Consider the following 20,845-nt stretch of genomic DNA (forward strand, 5'->3'; position numbering starts at 1 on the left):
TCAAATTCTTTCCTTATGCAATCAATATCTTTCTTGAAGTATCGACTGTACTTGTAGATGCAGACATCACCATATCTTATTTCAAGCAAATGCTCTTGCACATGATAGGTCCTAGGGCCGTTGCGCTTAACCTACGACCAGCGAGGGTCGTTCCTATCAATCTTATTTAGTGCCCTAAGAAAGTTCTCATTCTCGGAATTCTCGGTTAATATGTCTCTTAATTCTTCCCAATATTCAGTGGGAACGGAATTAGCAATATCAGAGCAAATTAGGTAGGCTAATTGCTCTTCAAAATCAATCCATTTTTCACTTAGTATTATTTCTGTACGTGGAGAGTTCAAGTCTAAGTCTCTATTTCCGCAGATATCTACAACTAACACCAGCGGAAAAGGCCATTCAATTCTTACTTGATTGTTTTTACGCATCCATGATTGCGGAAATAATGATGTTGGGACTTCAATTCCATGAAGGGAAAGACTTGATTTAGATTCGGCAAATTTCCTCGAAGAATAATCTTCATTTATTTCACCATCATCACTAATTGTAATTGATTGGGATGATTCGCTGATTGAATTCTCAGAAATCCTCATTGACTTTTCTAAAGTGTAGACCTGACCTTCAATATTTATGTCTTTAGAGTTTAGTTCTAGAGATTTAATGGGCTTTCCGTGACGTTCTAAAATTGCCACAGTAGCTGAGCCGATAATGCCAATATCCTGTCGACTAAATTCAATCTCAAAAGTTTTAATGTTTTCATGATCCTTCCAAGTATAATCTTTGAGGGATTGAGTTGTTATTGCTTTGAAACTGTGTTGGTCTCTTACTTTCTTATGCGAGGATGTTTCAATGTTAATTTTAAAAGGCGGATTTGGAACCACATTTTCAACAGATTTTATAAAAGCCTCTTCTGTCAGCCGTTCCCATGGGTTTTGAGCTTTTCTAAGTGCTAATTTGGTAGTAGTTCCTGGGGTTTGGCGTTCACCTTCCTTGATCCAAAATATACTCTCCTGACCTTCGACTGTAATATTTAATGCTTCGCTGGATTTGTGAGGTGCGTAAACCCTTTTGGTATCTACAATCAATGTATCAGCAACCATAAAGCAGGAAAGTATACCTATACCAAATCTTGATGTTGGAGTAAAATCTGCGTTAGATTCAGATTTTAGATTATAGAAGTCGGTGGACTTATAAAAGGAAGAGCCTACCGTAGAATAGTAATTGTCAATAATATATTGATCCATCCCAGTTCCATTATCCTCAACCTGCAATATTACATCCTTACCATCGGAATAATATTTCACTTCTATTTCTGGACTATACGGATTACCCCACTTTACTTCTTGTGCCTGTCTGAGTAAGCAAGCATCAATGGAGTTTTGCAAAAGTTCTCTCAAGGCGACTTCAGGATTCCCATAAAGTTTAGTCCCCATCAATAGATCAATCACCTGTTGCTTACTAAGATTAAACTGTGTGTCTCGGTATATATAAAGAGGTTTATTGCGTATATCTTTCTTAGTATTGATTTTGTCACGATTTACTTTGAACGGAAACTTGATTGTAATGTCTCTTGCTTTACCAGTATTAAAATCGTTTACTGTTGAAATTATATTGTTGCATACACATAGCTCTCTATCAATAAGATTACAGAATTCATGAATAGAAGCTTCAATAGCTGGATGAGTGCATTTTGCACTAAATTGAATTAAATCAGGTGTGATGTCCCAAGCCTCAACAGCTCTGTGTTTGTTCCATTCCTTAACTGATACGGGATGCCGAACATATAAATGTGAATACAGTATTGAAGGAGTTCTTTTTCCATCAAAATCTAGAATGTCCGCTAATCTTAAAATAACTGCGATTAAGGGTAAACAAGCATAGGTACCTACTCCACATAGCAGACTTTTATCAAAATCCAGAATAGTAAGTGCATCCTCATTGTGGCTAAAGCAGATTTGTGCGAATTCAACGGTTAAGTCAGTATCTCGGAAAACAATTTTATTGTTCCAGTCTTTTTCAATGATCTCTCTAGCCCGATCAGCATGAGTCTGTCTTATAAACTCTGTTATTAGATAGGATTTTATTGTCTCGGCATTTGAATGTTTTCCTTGATCAATCAGTTCATTGATAACGTCCTGTTGTGAAGGTCTTGCCGAAAAAAAGCGATTGAATTCATCATATTTTTTCTTCTCATGTTCGTCTGCAAATTCAGGATCAGAATCCCATATTTTTCTCAATGCTAAAACATCCTGTTCATCCGGTGACATCCCAATATCATGGAAAAACGCACTCAAGATTAGAAGCATTAACTCTGGAGATGATAATTTTCTAATAGTTTCTTCTGTAAGCAATCGCTCCATTAGATTTAGAACTCGAAATAGGTGATCACCATCATGGAGAGTAAATTCTCCCATGTGTTTAACGATGGTTTTGGTACGCTGAAAGGCATAGGACACAGCGTTATCAACCAAAGTTATGACCTCAGTATCCTTTTTTTGACACTGATTACGTAGGGTCTCATATATTAAACTCTTTTCGAGTCTCAGTAAATATTCATCCTTGTAATCATCAGGCATAATTAATTGCTAAGATTTTTCGGGATCACAAATGACACACAACATCCGTATAAGTGAAACACCTCCCCTTATTTTTATTATAGGTTCAATCTAAAGGATTCTTGATTAATTTCATAGATGTATTAGCTATATATGTGAATATCTATCCAGTCTTAGTTGAGTTATGCCCCAGCAACAATTCCATTTAGCGTAAGTTTATTCGGACTGGTCGTAAAACCACTAAGCTTAACATGATGGGATCTGCACAACTAATATCACTATTGTTCCATAACTCTTTAACATCTATCAATTTTTGCCTTTAATAACCTGTCGGCACATCCCTTTAACTGCCTAATCAATTTAATAGTATCTATTTAAGCTGTACCTGTTAACTGAAATATTAGGTAAGCTCATAATAAACAAAGCCGGAAGTAACTCTCCGGCTTTGTTTCATTTATAGTACTGTCAATTATGTGCAGCACATCGTATTTATCGAAATGGATCTATTTCACTATGAGTTTTTGGTTAATACTAGAGCTTCCATCGTTGATTTCTACAATGTAGTTGCCCGGCGGTAATTGGGTGCTTACTGATAGGCGATCATCATTTGCCTGGATACTATAGGCCAGTTTGCCCAACATGTTATACACTTTAACGGATTGAATTTTATGATTAGCATCTCGTGCCTGAACCACAAAATTTCCGCTGTTTGACGGGTTCGGATAAAGCATAAAATCCGGTCCTACCACCTCACTATCTTCTATTGAGGCAGCCGTTCTTGCACTTTGGTTAGAACTCACAGGAATCAATTCCCAACGTTGATTATCATTATCATGACAGCTCCATTGTGCTATATTGGCTCCATTTTCTGCATCTGAGCCAGACAAATCAATACACAGGCCGCTATTTTTATTGATGATTTTGTAATAACCATCACTCATTAATTGAAATTCAAAAGACTGGCAGTCGTGTCCGTTATTGTACCACTGCTGTAGGTTGCCACCATTTTCGTTTGAGGCATCAACAATTTCAACACTCAGGCCGCTATAATCTGATACTATGGTATAATACCCATCACTTTGCCTGGTAAGGTTAAAAAACTGACTGGCGCCTTCCCAGTATTCCCATTGTGATATATTGCCTCCGGCAGCAGTAGACCAATCATATACTTCCATGGCCTTTCCACTACTTTTTGAAATAATGGCATAAGTACCATTGGCTACATTTCCTGCAGCCGGCGTGGCTGATTGCGGCCCTACAGTAATCTCATTACCGGACTCATCGTAAGTTTTCAACCAATAATAATAGGTAGTACCATTGCTCACATTGGTATCAGTATACGAATTGTCTCCCCACACTATGCCCACTCTGGTTCTACCTGCAGGGTCAGGGTCTGTATCTCGCATTACCTGAATACTACTAGACGGAACAAAATTAGACGCCCAGTTGAGGTTCACTTCTCCATTTCCTCCACTGGCGCTAAGTGACATGGTTTTATTGGTATTGCCAACCATTACAATATTGGGATTAGGTGGTGTAGCCATGCCTCCTCCAAAGTAAAACCCCAGGTTGGGCGGCTGGTTGTAAGAGTTGTTTTGCCAGGCCACTGCTAATCGGTAGTTAGGGTCATGCATTAAGGTATACATTCTTTGAGACGTACTGTGTGGCGTTACAAAAAACCACTAAGTGAGTATTGTCTCCACTTCGGTAAATCACCTCTTCACGCCAGTCACCTAAAATATCGGCCATCAGGCAAGGGTTAGACTTTGAGCCATTATTATCGCTAATGCTGGTCATATTATAAAGTGTAGCCACTCTGTCGGTTCCTTGATTGGCAGCATTCCACTTGGTGATCACCATTCGGTCTAGCAATTCTCTTTGCACATCGCCATCCCACCAAACGCCAAAGTTGTAGGTACGTCCACCACCAGCCGAAGTCGGTTGATTGGTAGAAATGCGGGTACCTGTACTGCTATAGACACCAGAACCTTCTGATCCCCAAATCTCCATACCATAATGGTTTTCATCAATATCAGCCGCCATACAACGGCCAATGTCGCCAGTAGCGGCTAAAGACCACTGAATATTGCCGTTAGCAGCATTCCTCAGCGATAGACCTGGCACAGAAGAACCATTGGCGCCTTCCAGACAACTAAAAAACTCTAATCCCGGTATATTCGGATTGATATCAGCCAAATGACCGGCATCTCCATGACCGTGCTGTGTTGAATAAAGGCCTTGACCATTTTCGCTTACGGCCATTGAGCCATAGATAATTTCATCTCGGCCATCACCATCAATATCACCAGCGGCAAGGTTATGGAACCCCTGTCCGGTGTAAGCAGTGGCAGAACCATTAGGGTTACTGTCCCAGGCCCACCTTTGAGAAAGAGAACCATTATTAAAATCCCAGGCTTCTAATTTAGTTCTATGGTAAATGCCACGGCTAATCACAATACTAGGATTTACACCATCCAGATAAGCAACAGCCCACATGCACTTGGTAGCCCTATGCCCCAGCTGAGAATCGTTCATGCCGGGCAGCCCCCATTGCACCATAGGTTCACGATCAATATACCAGTCCCAAGCTATTTCTCGTCCTGTTTCGCCATCGAAAATAGAAATATAGTCAGGCCCATCAACCCGATAATAACTCGAATTAAAAGCCATGGTAGAGCGATAACTTGTCTGCCCATCACCATCGCGGTCTCCAATATTGGTGCCCACGCCATCAATCATTCCGTCTGAGGTGCGAGTGGCAATCTCCGCCTTTCCGTCATTATCAAAATCATACACCAGAAAGTTTACCTCCACCGGATTAGCAATATTGGGCCCTAAATTAATAGCCCAAAGAAAAGTGCCATCCATTTCATAGGCTTCCAGATAATGATAGGTAGTAGCTGAAGGCGTAGCATCATTAGACAGTCGTTTGATAACAATTTCATAGTCACCATCACCATCCAGATCTCCAACCGAAGCATCATTAATGTTATAGGCGGCATAACTGCCATTAATAGGCCGAACAGGGATGGTAAAATACTGATTAGTAAGCGTACTCACGGCCTCAGAAAGTCCTTGCTCTGCACCATTGATTACCGCTGCTACGCGGTAGCTGGCATTGCTGTTAGTAGCATCTACATAATTAGAAACATTAAGGTTAGATGCAATCAGGCTTGAGCCCCGATAGAGATTGTAAGTAGCGCCCTGGGCATATTCATCTCCCAGAATCCGCCAATTGACCAATACCTGGTTACTAGAAGTGCGCACGGCTACTGTGCCGCGATTCAAATTCTCCATGTAACGTTGTGCATGGATAGGGTTTATATTGCTTATGAATAGCCATAGCAATACCATAAAGTTAAATAGTTTAAACTTCATAAGATTAGGTAATTAGGTTGAACTAATATTAAAATCATTTTGAAACATGTTGCCTCCTCACGATCTTTTATCCAGACTACGGGATACTACTATCAATGTAACTCGGTCCCATTAAGATGTGCGGCCATGAACATTACGTATCCAGCGTGCGCAATTAATTAGTGAAAGCTCATTTTATTCTGCTAATAAAAAGTAGAAGTAAAAACCACCTGTTTACTTCATATATTCCGCTCAAAAAATCGAGTAATCAGCTCAGCTTTGAATCAAAACGATGGATAAAATAAAGGAATTTATTTGTGAATAAATAAGTAAACGTTGAAATAATTCATGAATAACACCCGATACGCTGTGATTTATCATGTGCATGGATTACTGTTTTTTGAGCGAGGGTTGGGATCAAGACTTGAAGCAATAACGTCTAACCCACTGATAACCAAAAGCGTACTGGCTTAAAAATGACTGCTCTGACCTTCTCTGTGTTTTAAGTATAGTTAACGTATCAGAATTTCTTTCATAGTAAATGGATTTATCCTATCATACCAATGACATGAGTATAAAAATATAGTCAGATAGCACGTAATATGAAAAGGTCCAGATAGTTGAGATGTAATAAATAAAGAATCCGCACCGATCGTCTACACTTCGACGGGGCTCAGTGTGACTCGGCTGTGGTTTCATCTTGCTGTACCGTCGTGAGATGAAATAATATTGAAAAGCAGGCTTTTCTCAAGTCCTTAGTGGCAGTTCATTTATATGAAATGCTTCAGTGAGCGGAAGACCTCACAGCAAGAAAGAGATTTTTGTTACTTTTTTGATCGATTGTAAAAAAGTAAAGAACCTCCGCTATGAAATGTAGACAGTGGATTCTTAAAGCCAGCAGATGTTTGAAAAGTCCATGCTAGATGAATACATGGATCTCTCCTGCCGTCGAGATGACCTCGGGTTTTAAGGAGTAGGTTATGTCAATTCTATTGGTGAGTTTAAATCAAATATTAGTTCTAAAAGGTCAGTATGAGGGAACAGGTAAAATTTACCTAGATCATGAATCAGTACCGATCGTCTACACTTCGACGGGGCTCAGTGTGACTCGGCTGTGGTTTCATCTTGCTGTACCGTCGTGAGGTGAAAGAGGTTTGAAAAACAGGCTTTTCTCAAGTCCTTAGTGGCAGTTCATTTATATGAAATGCTTCAGTGAGCGGAAGACCTCACAGCAAGAAAGAGTTTTTTGTTACTTTTTTGATCGATTGCAAAAAAGTAAGAAACCTCAGCTATGAAATGTAGATAGTGGATTAACCAAGCCAGCAGATGTTTGAAAAGTCCATGCTAGATGAATACATAGATCTCTCCTGCCGTCGAGATGCCCCTGGATTTTAGGGAGTAGGTTATGTCAGTTCTATTTGTGACTTTAAATCAAATATTAGTTCTAAAAGGGCAGTATGAGGGAACAGGTAAGATTTAACTAGATCATGAATCAGTACCGATCGTCTACACTTCGACGGGGCTCAGTGTGACTCGGCTGTGGTTTCATCTTGCTGCACCGTCGTGAGGTGAAAGAGGTATGAAAAGCAGCCTTTTCTCAAGTCCTTAGTGGCAGTTCATGACTATGAAATGCTTAAGGGAGCGGAAGACCTCACAGCAAGAAAGAGTTTTTTGTTACTTTTTTGATCGATTGTAAAAAAGTAAGAAACCTCAGCTTTGGAAAGTAGACAGTGGATTCTTAAAGCCAGCAGATGTTTGAAAAGTCCATGCTAGATGAATACATAGATCTCTCCTGCCGTCGAGATGACCTCGGGTTTTAAGGAGTAGGTTATGTCAATTCTATTGGTGAGTTTGAAAGAAATGTAAGATCCGGAAAGGGCAGTATGAGGGAACAGGTAAAATTTAACTAGATCATGAATCAGTACCGATCGTCTACACTTCGACGGGGCTCAGTGTGACTTTGTGGGTGGGGAGCAACACCTTCCCTACCTGGTAATTACGAGGAAGATATGACGAAGTAATCCTGAAGCTATGGAAAACAGTCTGCTTTGGGCAGCATAAGTAACTTCGAGATTGCTTCATTACGCTTCGCTGCATTCGCAAGAACCACTATCATCATTACCGTCATCCCTGCCGAAACGAAGTGAAGAGCAGGGATCTCACTGCTCAGGTAACTCAGTCTGATCAGTGAGATTCCTGATATCATTCCGCTATGCTTCATGATTCAGGAATGACGTCTTTTTTCTTTTCGGGTAATTACGAGGAAGATATGACGAAGTAATCCTGAAGCTATGGAAAACAGTCTGCTTTGGGCAGCATAAGTAACTTCGAGATTGCTTCATTACGCTTCGCTGCATTCGCAATTACCAATTGTTAATGATAAGTGCGAAATCTTGCTGTACCATCGTGAGATGAAATAATATTGAAAAGCAGGCTTTTCTCAAGTCCTTAGTGGCAGTTCATGACTATGAAATGCTTCAGTGAGCGGAAGACCTCACAGCAAGAAAGAGTTTTTTGTTACTTTTTTGATCGATTGTAAAAAAGTAAAGAACCTCTGCTATGGAATGTAGGCAGTGGATTATACAAGCAAACAGATGTATGAAAAGCTTTCCTTAAACCAATAAATAGATCTCTCCTGCCATTGAGATTACCCTGGATTTTAAGGAGTAGGTTATGTCAATTCTATTGGTGCGTTAGAAAGAAATGTAAGATCCGGAAAGGACTAAACCGGGATTTTGCCTTAAAGGCACAAGAGAATATTTGCGCCAGACTAATATTGACATTGTAGCATTAGATGGATACAGTCAGGCCTCAATCACTATTCGCTCCGTAAACTATCAATTACCGGCTTGTTAATAGCGGCAATTATTTGTTTCATCAGTACACTGCCTACTATAAAGAAAAAAATGATCAGTGGAAGTACGAAAAAAGACAGACCTAATTCAACTTTATCTGCAAAATCTGAGAGCCATAATTCCATGATAACATAAGCCAATATTATGGCAGCAACATATGCTACTACAAATATTTTAAGATAGCCCTTACTCAAATGAAACATGATATGTCGCAAGCCTGCACCAAGGATTTTCCTTATTCCTATCTGCTTTTCCTTTAGTTGAAGATGCTGCAAGATAATTCCTAATAATCCAATGATTGAAACAAGTATAGAGATTAGGCAAAGTACAGAAAAGAATTTCTGGAATCGGAGATCACTACCATACTGTTTATTAAAGAATTCATCCAGAAAAAAGTAATCAAATGGCGAATCAGAAAAGGATTTATTCCATTGCTCCTGTAGCTGTGCCACCAACTGCCGAGTTTCTGATGATTTAAACTGAACAATATAATAGTTCATGTTACCTGCTGCATAATTATAAATGGTAGGTTTTATATCACTCTTTAATCCTTGTTGGTAAAAATCCTTGACTACTCCACGTATAGTCAACCCGTTATCATTAGCATAAATCACTTTTCCAATAGCCTCTTCAGAATTCTGAAAGCCCAAGGCCTCAACTGCGGTTTGGTTTATAATTATGGTTCCATTGTTGCCCGTTTCTGCTTGAAAGCCTACGCCATTCAATATAGGCATATCAAACACTTCAAAGAAATGGGACTCTACATTAAGATAATTAAAAGAATGGTCAGATGATTTTCCCTGATCACGACTATAATCATTTGATCTCCAATAAATCTCCATGCCAGGCACGGCATCAGCAGCGGTTATTCCAGTGACATCAGGTAATTGCCTGAATAGTGATTTTACTAACGGTAATGACTGCTTAGCATCATCAATATTGGGTTGCCTGATTACTAGCTTATTACTGGCATCCAAGCCAATATCATAGTAAAGAATATAGTCTATTTGTCTACTTACCGTGAGCGTTCCGGCTATAAGGAAAATGGATACCACAAACTGAATCAATAAAAAAACACTTCTCAGCCGTATCCCTCCTATTTTTACCTGACCTCCACCTTTCAATACTAGCTGAGGCTGCCATGCAGACATTACCAATGCCGGGTAAAATCCTGTAAAACAAGTTCCTGCTAAAAGCAATACACATAATTCAGGGATATAATCACTAATCGATTGAATATTAAGTGAGCCATGAATATTAAAATAAGACTCAAATGCCGGCAATATAGTTTGTATTATGGTTATGGCTACCACTATTCCGGCCAGATTTATAAAGAATGATTCAATCATAAATTGCCAAAACAATTGTTCTCTGCCTGCTCCAGAAGACTTCCTCACTCCTACCTCTTTCATTCTTTTACCGGCGATAGAAGCATATAGGTTAATAACGTTGATGTAGGTAATTACCAATATCAAAAATGCCAGCATCAGCAGATAGTTCAGTGTCTCTGCATTAACAGGTACATCAAACTCAGAAAAAACAGACGGATCATTATGAATATCTGTTATATTTTGAAATTCATACTGCCCTTCAGCCTGAGTAGGTAAATCCTCCACATAATGATTAAACTGAATTTCCAGATCATCAATAAAGGCCTTTTCATTGACCAAAATATAGGTAAAGAGGTTATTCCAATGCCAATTACTTTCAATATCTGCTCCCAAATGCTGTTTTACTGTAGCAAATGAAACCAACAGCTCTGGCTTCAAATGACTGTCTTTTCGAATATTTTCATAGACTCCTTTGATTTCAAACTCCTGACTACCTCCCAGGTTAGGGCTATTAATCTTAACATTTAGACCTACAGGATCTGCTTCACCAAAAAGCTTTTGAGCTAATCGCTCTGAGATAACCATGGTTCCAGGCACATCAAATCCCTCTAACCTACTGCCTGGTTTAAATTGGTATGAAAACAAATCAAAATGTCTCTTTTCAACTAATAAAATATCTGATTCCTTTACACTTTTTTGATTGGTTATAACACTGGCATCCCCAAACAGCACTACCCTTGAAAAATCCTTTACCATAGGAAAATTATCTACCAGCGCTTTAGCTACAGCAGGAGATGTACGAGCTGAATTCTGTTCATCACTATTAGGGTTCACCATATTTACTCGGAACAATTGACCAGAATGATCCAGGTATTTATCGTAATTACTTTCATAATCACAATACTTATAAAGCATGATAGCTGCCGAAACCCCTACCCCAAGACACATAATGTATAAAACACCGAGCGTTTTATGCTTAAGCAATTGCCTAAAGGCGATTATGAGGTAGTTCTTCAACATATCGGCACTATTCAGATTTTAAATATTTTACAGGATTCACGCAAATACTTCTGATTATCTGAGAAAGCGTAGTAATAATGGCTACTGCCAAAATCACCATGAGAGGCATCAAATAATAAACTACTCCAATGGATATTTTTGCTGCATACTGCTGAAGCCAAATCTCTGAAATGTAGTGAAATAATGGTAAACTTATTATCGAGCTCACCAGCACTAATAAAACGTATTTCTGAGTAAGTATTTTGCCAAGATCAACGGCAGTAGCTCCCAGCACTTTTCTTATACTTAGCTCCTTCATCCTTAGGTTAGCATTATAGTTAGCTAGCCCCATTAGTCCCAGGCAAGCCAAAAATATTGCCAATATGGAAAAACCCATTAAAGCCTGTAACAGGAGGCGATCTGCTTTAAACTGCATCATCATATGATCATCTATGAAGAAATATTCAAAAGGCTTATCAGGAAATAGCGCTTCCCACTCTATTCTGGCAGCTTCAATGGCCTCTTTGTAATTACCTTGCCGGAAGGCTACGGACAAGAATGCCTTATGTCCATGAACGAGTGTATACATGGTGGCTTCTATTTCACTTCTCGGAGAAACCATATGAAAGTCTTCCAAAATTCCTATGATAATGACCTCTGTGCCGAACAGACTTAGTTTCCTTCCAATAGCCTTTTCTATGTCCTGATAGCCCATATCAGCGGCCATCTTCCTATTAACAACCAGCTGATTTAGAGGATGCAATTCATCTGCCGCGTTATAAAACCTACCAGCCAGCAGTTTTATGCCATACACTTGAGCGAAATTTTCATCAATCATGGTGCGGGCTGCACTTATTCTGGTATCATTGCCAATATCTATTTGTCCTACCCAACTGTAATCCTGACCAGGAATATTAGAACTGATAGTTACCGCCTCTATACTCGGATAATCAGATAGTTCCTTACCTAACAGATGAAATTTATCGAGGTAAGTAGTATCCATGTTCTCCTGTACTGTTTCATAGGACTTGACTACCAATACGTTTTGGTTAAAATCTTTGCTCAGATCAACTATGTAATTGATCTGCGAGTACACCAAAAGGGCCATAGCACATAACAGCATAGCTATACCAAACTGAAAAGTCATCAATACAGATCGGAAGGAATACTTTTTATTTCTGTTCCCTCCTTCTTTCAATAACCTGGAAGGTGCAAAACGACTAAGCACTAAGGATGGATAAAATCCGGCTAAAAGGGTGATTACGATAGTACTTAAGCTGAGGTACGCATAAAACCTAATGTTCATCCACCAATCAGTTTTAATAGCACTTCCCATCCAGAGGTTGAAAAGAGGTGCGCCCAGTTGAATAGCAGTAACTGCTAAGACATGAGCCAGTAACACCATGCAGAATGATTCTAATAAAAACTGTAGTCGGAGCTGATACTGGCTAGAGCCAATGACTTTACGCAGGCCCACCTCGCGTGACCGCTCAAGAGAACTTGAGATTGAGAGGTTGATGTAGTTAAATATAGCGATCATCAGAATAGCAATGGCGATGATTAGCAGCGCATTGACTATTTTTCCATTACCATTGGCTTCCGTTTCTCCCCGAAGGTTAGAATTAAGATGAATCTTTGTTAGCGATTGTAAACCTATCTCTGAACTCAGGTTCTTGCCTTTGTTGTAGTCTTCTAGGTAGGCTTTAGAGAAGTTATTGACTTTAGCTTCCAGGGCTTCAGGATCAACATTTTTATTAGTTAAAATATAAGTGTAAAAGCCATCCCATGATTTAAGGCTCCTATCTCCATAAACTTTAGCCCAACTCATGAGCATATTAAAATGTAGATGACTGTTAGGCGGAATATCTTTAAAAACGGCTGTTATTTCATAGTTAGGATTAAACATTCCTTGCCATTCTAACTGCTCGCCCACCACATCAGTTGTGTGGAAAATTTTCCGAGCCAGTGATTCTGATATAATAAGTTTATTAGGTTGGTTCAGTGCAGAGTGCAAATCTCCAGCTATGGCCTCTAAATCGAAAACCTCCAAGAAAGAGCTATCAACCGTAAAAACAGAACTTTCGGAAAAGCTATCTCTACCTTCGTTATAAGTGAACACAGGCTCATATTCTGATGCAATATTGAACAGTCTGCATGTGTTCTCTATCTCAGGAAATGCCCGCTGAAGCTCTAAGCCTAATTCAGGAAAAACCGAAGCACGTTGATAAGATTCCTCTCCATTTACAGACCTGGTATGAGTAAGCCTATAAATGCTATCTGACTTTTTATTCCAATTATCAAAACTATATTCATACCTCACATACATCAGCAATAATAAAGTAGAGGCCAACCCTACTGTAAGACCAATGATGTGGATCAAAGAAAAAGCACGGTTCTTTCTAATGTTTCTTAACGCGATTTTGATGAAATTTTGCAGCATTACTCTTCTTTTAGGTTATGAATAGGGTTGATTAGAGCTACTTTTATAGTTTGATAAGAAATGGCCATAAGACCAATCAGCGAAAGAAAAATCACAGGTATGATGAATAACCATACTCCTAATGCAATTTTTACAGGGAAGCGTTGCAGCCAGTAGTTCCCCAAATAATAAGACAGCAGTGCAGCTATGACTCCCGCTATTAGGATCAATCTTATGAAATTCCAAGTAAGTAAGCGAAACAGCTCCGGCAAGGAAGCACCAAACAATTTTCTTATGCTGATCTCTTTGAGTCTTAAATTCAGGTGGTAAGAAGACAGCGCCAAAAGTCCGATACAACTAAGACAAATAGCTATGATTCCAAAATAAGAAATAATGGATTCTAATTGTTCATCAGACTGATACTGATGGTTATAATGATCGTCTAAAAAGAAGTAATCCGCTGTTTCTTCAAAAGTACTTTGGTAAATACCATTTATTTCCTTGATTACCAAAGACCTATTAGCAGATCGTAGATTAACTGAAAAGAAACCACCATAGACATTGAACCCCACATATATGGTAGGCAGAATGGCATTTTGAGCTGACTCATGTCTATAATCTTTAATAACTCCGATAATATGTATATCCTTAATATCTTCTCCTTCCCAGATCATAGGTGCTCCTATAGCATCTTCTGCACTATTAAAACCCAGGTTGGCAAGTGCCCTTTCATTAATGATCAGACAATTTCCCTTCTTAATTTCGTCTTTGGTGAAATTGCGACCAGCTATTAGCTCCAGATTATATGTAGATAGAAAATCATCATCCACCCAAAGCAGAAAATTGGAGTTGATATGAGAAGGGTCAGCTTTTGGTTTATGAATACTGGTAATATTGTCTTTAACCCTTGAGCCTGGCACCTCAGAGGAAAATGTTACTTTCCTTATATCTGCTTGCCGCCCAAGTTCTTGCTTAAATCGATCAACCCTATTGAAAAAAGTTGAATCAGTAATTACCGGCTTTTCTATCACCAATACTTTTGAAATATCAAAACCTGACTTTTGGTGTTTTAAGTATTGGATCTGGCTGTAAACAATCCACGTGAGAATGACCAAGCATATGGCTGCGGCAAACTGTACGACAATCATAACATTTCTGAAGGTGAATTTTTTGTAAGAACGATTCACTCCACCTTTCAAAGTCTCCATTAAATTGCTTGAGTTGAAAGTTAAAGCTGGAATTATACCAGTAAGCAATGTGCCTAGTAATAGCACTATGAAGGAATTGATTATCACCTGATTATTCAACAACTGTGGTATACTTACTCCTAACCAATTGTAAATGTGAATTCCTAAAGCCTGAAATAGTGTAAAAGCCACCAAAAAGGCAATGAAATTATGAATGAAACCTTCAGTTAAAAATTGCAAATAGAAAGACCATCTACCCGAACCCAAGATTTTTCTAACCCCTACTTCTCGTGACCTTTCTGTTAAACGGTTTATGGAGAGATGTATATAATTGAGCCATGAGACTCCCAAAATGACCCATGAAAGAATATATAGAAAATTTAGCTCGTTAGTGTTTATTATAGGAGATAACGCATAATCCCTGGCAATACCTGTATGAATATGATCAATCCTGTCAAAGTTAAATCGGACATCATAGCCTTCATCTTTCCAAAAGTGCTCATGGGGCTTAATTACTTCAGCATACTTATTGATAACACTTTGAACTGAAGACTGCTTATCTAGTTTAATATACAGGTAATCACTAGTCCACTCCCAGTCGATAGCTCTACCCTTTCCCAAGAGTTCATAATTAAGCAAAATATCAGGTCGAAAATGAGAGTTTTCTGGTACATCTATTACAGCTTTTACCTCTAAATTCAGTACCGTCCTGTCTCCCTTAAGTGTAATTATTTGGTATAGAGCTTCTTTAGTCCCAAATAGTTTAAGCGCTGTTGATTTGCTAATTACTACATCATGTAAGTCATGGAAAACAGAGGATTTCTCACCTTCCAAAAGAGGATAGCTAAATACATCTAAAAAAGAGGCTTCTGTGAAAAAGGTTTTATCCTGATGCAGCTGCAGTTCCCCAACCTGAAGTATGCTTCTACCATAATAGGCATTAACCCGTACCTGTTCCTCTATTTCAGGAATACTCTCTTTCATAGCAGGTCCAGCAGCAGGCCAGTTCATCGCTCCATCAGACTCAACAACGCCATCCTTCTGCCAAATTTGACCTACTCTGTAGACTCTTTCCTTATCTCGATGAAAGTTGTCAAAACTATAATGATAAGACACATACTGGTTGATTAGAAAATAAGCCAAAAGGCTCAGGCTCAAGCCAAAAAATGAAACAAATGAAAACCACTTATTTTTAATGATTTGTCGCCAAGCTATTTTAAGATAAGTCTCAAGCATAACTATTCACTTTTCAGGCTATCCACCGGGTTAATTCTTATCACCTTGATGAGCTCTATGGAAACGGTAAACATAATAATTACTAAAAAGCCAATTATGCCGAATGTGTATAGTATGTAAGGCTGAGCAATTTTATAAGCGAAACCTTGCAGCCACTGATTCATCATCATATAAGCAGCCATTACTCCCATGAATGCCGCTATGCTATATACACTCAGTAGCTCTTTCCCTAACAACTTCCAAATATTTAAAGCACTGGCTCCCAGCACCTTTCTTATACCTATTTCTTTAATTCTATAGGCGAAATTTTGCATAGTAACACCAAATACCCCCACCAATACAATCAATATGGCAAAAATAGACGCCGTACTAAAAGCCTTTTTAAATTGTGTATCATCAGCGTATAGCTCTGTTAGCTTGTCTTCCAGAAAGAAGCTTTCAAACGGCACCAGGGGAAATACTTGTCTCCATTTAGCCTCAATAGCCGCCGTGACGTCTTTTGTGTTTCTATTCAACTTAAAACTTAAAAAACGAAAAATCTCAGCAGAATCTACAGGAGTAAAATACAGGCCTCTCATATTTTCGTGTAATGAACTGAAATGAAAGTCCTTTACTACTCCAATGATTTCTCTCTGCTTCATGACTCTTTCATCTATCATTTCTCCCACAGCGGGTTTATCGCCAAATAATGATTTTGCTGCTGTTTCATTAATCACTACCTTATTCAATGCCTTGTCTGAATCATTAAAAAAACGACCCTCCGCCATTTCAAACTCATATACATCCTGATACTCAGCGTCACAAATAATTTGACCGAACAGCTCGTAACTATCTTCGTTAGCCGAGGAAGGTTTCACTGATTGTTCCATGCCAAATCGGCCATCCGGTATCTCATAAGACAGACTCACTTGTTGCACACCTGGTATTTCGTTAAACTCGTGCTTCATGCTTAGCATTTTGGATACACCTGAAGGACCATACCATCTGGGCACTGAAGAAACCACGAGGACATTACTATTATCATATCCTAAATCTTTATTCAAAAGATAATCCATCTGAGAGCTTATGGTGAGCGTAGACAAAATAAAAAACAGAGCCAGGCTGAACTGAGCTACTAGTAATACCTTTTTAATATCGAATGCATTATGACGAACTATTACTTTTCCCTTTAAAGCTTTCACTACATGTAGCTTAGATAAGATCAGAGCGGGGTAAAGTCCGGATAGTATACCTGTAATTATGGCTATGGAACCCATTATCAATGTTAGAGGCCAGAAGCTAATATTAGAAAAACCAGTCTTCTGAAGCAGCTGAGCATAATATGGAATAACAAGCTGAATTAAGCTCATAGCCAGAGCAAAGGCCAAAACAGAAAGCAGCGTTGACTCTAACAGAAATTGCCAAATCAGCTCTTTTCTATTACTGCCAATAGCCTTCCTTACTCCTATTTCTTTCATTCTCCTATTAGCAATACCAATGGATATATTTACAAAATTGATCATGGCCATCAAAAGAATGAACAAAGCCACCAAGCCCAAAACTAAAAGCACACGCTGCTTAGCCTCTTCATTTTGAATCAAATTATAAGATTTCAAAGGAGTTAATTTTGCAGTCAGGTCTTTTGCTAGGAAATCAGGAGCATTAGCACTAATCAATTCATGCAGTGGCTTTTCCAAATCTTTCGGATACACTCCTGGTTGAAGCTCCAAACGGGTCTGCAGTATGTAATTACCCCATGATTGAAATACATCCTCGGATCTAAAATATATTGCATTAGCGCTGTTAACATATATATCTACCCTGTCGCCCAAATTGTCAGTTAAAGAATTTTCAGGTATTTGGTCAATGACTCCAGATATCCTATATTCCTTAAATCCTCTAGAGTTATGATTTTCATTTTGCGTTTCCAGAATAAGTGTTTTTCCTAATATGTCGGTAGAGCCAAAGAACTTGAGAGCCACATCGTGTTGTAGCACTAGTCCATCGGGATCATCCATAGCCGTTTGAGGATTTCCTGTTACCAGTGGAATTCCGAACATGGTGAGCATATTGCCATCAGCAATTTGTAAATTAAGTCTGAAGTTCTTCTTTTCTCCATCAGATACATTACAACTGACTGCGTCTATGGTGAAATAATTAGCCACCAATTGTGGGTATTGCTCTTTCAGTTCTTTACCCAATGGAGCCAGTGTAGTGAACTCGGGTCTGCTAACTCCTGCTGCCCATTCAGACTCTAGCATGTAGTGATTTTCGGTGTGCTTAAACCAGTTATTCGCTTGCCATTCATCCGCCATAAATAGTAAAATCAGAAAGGTGGCACTTAGCCCTGTAGCCAGACCTAAAATATTGATAACGGCAAACCATTTTTGCTTCTTAATATTCCTCCAGGCCAGTATCAGAAAGTTAGTAAACACTATATTCTATTTTAAATTGTGGAATTTAATAAATTGATAATCAAATAATTATGTTGAAGTTAACTCGAGTTAACTTTAACATAGTCATTACTCTTGCCTCAAAGAGTCTACCGGATTAGCTATGGCGGTCTTTATGGTATTGAAACCTATAGTAACCATAGCCAAAAGCCCTACAACGAACAATGGAAATACGAATAACCACCATGATAATTCTATATGATTAATATAACTCGCTAACCATTCTTTTAAAGAGAAATAAGCCAGAGGAATGGCCAAAACATTAGCGATTAAAATAGAAATGGCTATACCCTTAGATAACAAAGTCACTATTTCACCCAAAGAGGCACCTAATATCTTTCTGATGCCCATTTCCTTATTGCGCTGAGCTATATTAAAGGAAGAAAGTCCAAACAAACCAAGACAAGCAATGAATATAGCCAGAACTGCAAACACCGTTATTACTGCTCCAAAATTGGCATCAGCCTTAAATTGCTGATCATAAGTTTTATCTAGAAAAAAGTAATCAAAAGTACTTTCAGGGAACAAGGTATTCCATTCTTTCTCTATAGTACTCAGGGTGCTTTTAGTGTCTTTACCTCCAATTTTAATGGAAATATAGTCTTCCAAAGGTCTATAAGGAAACAACATAGGCAGATGGCTATCTTTCGGAGATCTCTGATAAAAGTTCTTTATAACTCCAATGATTGTAGAGGGCTTCTGATCATAATAATAGGTAATCTTTTCACCAATCGCGGCTTCTGGCGATTCAAAGCCTAACACTTCTGCCGCCCGTTGATTAATAAGTATTTGACTGCCCTGGGCTGTGGTATTGTCGAAATTATGCCCACTCATTACCTCCATGCTTAATGTAGGCACAAAATCAGCATTCGCTCTTATCACATAATAAATTAAGCCATTACCTTCACCTGAATTATCTCCCCATCTTCTTATTCCAGTTGAGCTGCTCAGCTCATGTAAACTAAGGCCTGGCACTGACTCTGAAAATGCCACGTTTTGAATATTCGGATAATTAAGTAATTGATTTTTAAATCCTTGAAGCTTTGTATCGAGAATAGAATCATTTTCATTGATTTGCGGACCTCTCAAAGTCAATGTGTGTTCCAGTTTCATTCCCAAATCTCTGGTTCTTAGGTGGTCTAGCTGCAAATAGACTACGGCCGTACCTATAATCAGAAAAATGGTACACGAAAACTGAAAAACAACCAATGCCTTACGCAACCACTGACCATGACTTGAGTTTTTCAGTTTACCCTTTAAAACCACCACTGGCTTAAAACCTGATAGCACCATGGCAGGATATATTCCTGACAATAAACTGCCTATAATGAAAATGGCAAATAGCAATATCCAAAACTGATAATCGGTTACTACATTAAGTGCTATAGGTTGGCCCGAAATATCTCTGAAATAAGGCAGGCTTATCTGCATAAGCGTAAAGGCTATGATTATAGCGATGAGGTTTACCAGAATCGATTCAAATAAAAACTGAAACACCAACTGGCCTTTAGCTGATCCTAGCACCTTCCTCACTCCCACTTCCCTGGCTCTACTGATAGCTCTGGAAGTAGATAGGTTTATGTAGTTGACCCAGGCAATAGCAATTATAAAAATGGCTATGAGTAATAAGAAAGAAACCGTTTGTGCTCCTCCTGTAGGCTCAGGCTCATATGTTTTATCAGAATACAAATGAATATCACTAATGAGCCCTGCTTTAAATACTTCTTCTTCAACATCTTCCAGTGCTTCAGACAGCTTTTCTAACTTTTTATTGAAAGCTGGCAAATCAGTTCCGGGCTGCATGAGTAAGTAAGTATATTCATTATTACCCTGCCAGGCATATTTTTCATACCAATCATATATTTTAGGTATAGACTGATGAGATAAAAGCAAATCAAACTTGAGATGTGTATTAGGAGGAATATCCGCCATAACTCCTGTAACCTGATACTCATTCCCATCTATATTCATTGATTTGCCTAAGACATCATCAGTATCAAAATATTTCAACGCTGTAGAATGTGTGAGCACCACTTGAAAAGACTTATTGAGGGCTTCCTCTTTATTGCCTTTTAACATGTAATAGGAAAATACATCAAACACTGAAGGATCAGCGAAATAGACCTGACTTTCATAAAAGCTTTCACTGCTCGATTTCACCTCTACCACATCAGTATAAAACATGCGTGCATATTCTTTTACTTCAGGATATTTATCCTTTAACAAAGGGCCTAATGGCCCATAGGTCTCACAATCAGTTACTATGTATTCATTACCATCGTACATATCCAGGGTTACCCGGTAAATGTTATCTACGTTAGCATTAAAGTCTTCATAACTTTTCTCAAACCTCACATACTGTATAATCAACAGGAATGCGGCCATGCCAATAGCTAAACCCAGAATATTGATTATTGAAAAGGCCTTGCCCTTAATCAAATTTCTTATACCGATTTTCAAATAATTCCTAATCATTA

General features: G+C 38.6%; 8 protein-coding genes. All 8 read right to left on the minus strand.

Features of this window, described 5'->3' with window-relative positions; all coding sequences use genetic code 11:
- Positions 1-131: 131 nt before the first annotated feature.
- Positions 132-2,573 (minus strand): HD domain-containing protein, encoded by a 2,442-nt coding sequence (locus LVD15_RS22705; RefSeq protein ID WP_233777480.1) that lies wholly within the window; start codon positions 2,571-2,573, stop codon positions 132-134.
- 482 nt (positions 2,574-3,055) lie between these two features.
- On the minus strand, positions 3,056-4,198 hold the full coding sequence (locus LVD15_RS22710) for an RICIN domain-containing protein (RefSeq protein ID WP_233777481.1): 1,143 nt from the start codon (positions 4,196-4,198) through the stop codon (positions 3,056-3,058).
- Positions 4,179-5,930 (minus strand): rhamnogalacturonan lyase family protein, encoded by a 1,752-nt coding sequence (locus LVD15_RS22715; protein ID WP_233777482.1) that lies wholly within the window; start codon positions 5,928-5,930, stop codon positions 4,179-4,181. The genes LVD15_RS22710 and LVD15_RS22715 overlap by 20 nt, the downstream gene beginning before the upstream one ends.
- A 2,797-nt stretch (positions 5,931-8,727) precedes the next feature.
- The gene (locus LVD15_RS22720; protein WP_233777483.1) at positions 8,728-11,115 is read right to left on the minus strand and encodes an ABC transporter permease; all 2,388 of its coding nucleotides are present in this window, start codon (positions 11,113-11,115) and stop codon (positions 8,728-8,730) included.
- 7 nt (positions 11,116-11,122) lie between these two features.
- A complete protein-coding gene (locus tag LVD15_RS22725; protein WP_233777484.1) occupies positions 11,123-13,534 on the minus strand; it encodes an ABC transporter permease in 2,412 nt (803 codons plus the stop codon).
- On the minus strand, positions 13,534-15,936 hold the full coding sequence (locus tag LVD15_RS22730) for an ABC transporter permease (protein WP_233777485.1): 2,403 nt from the start codon (positions 15,934-15,936) through the stop codon (positions 13,534-13,536). The genes LVD15_RS22725 and LVD15_RS22730 overlap by 1 nt, the downstream gene beginning before the upstream one ends.
- Positions 15,937-15,938: 2 nt before the next feature.
- Positions 15,939-18,350, minus strand: a complete 2,412-nt coding sequence (locus LVD15_RS22735; RefSeq protein ID WP_233777486.1) for an ABC transporter permease — start codon at positions 18,348-18,350, stop codon at positions 15,939-15,941.
- Between the two features lie 87 nt (positions 18,351-18,437).
- Entirely contained in the window at positions 18,438-20,843 is a 2,406-nt protein-coding gene (locus LVD15_RS22740; RefSeq protein WP_233777487.1) for an ABC transporter permease, read from the minus strand.
- Positions 20,844-20,845 lie beyond the last annotated feature (2 nt).

Origin of the sequence: Fulvivirga maritima (assembly GCF_021389955.1) — a bacterium.
Taxonomy (GTDB): domain Bacteria; phylum Bacteroidota; class Bacteroidia; order Cytophagales; family Cyclobacteriaceae; genus Fulvivirga; species Fulvivirga maritima.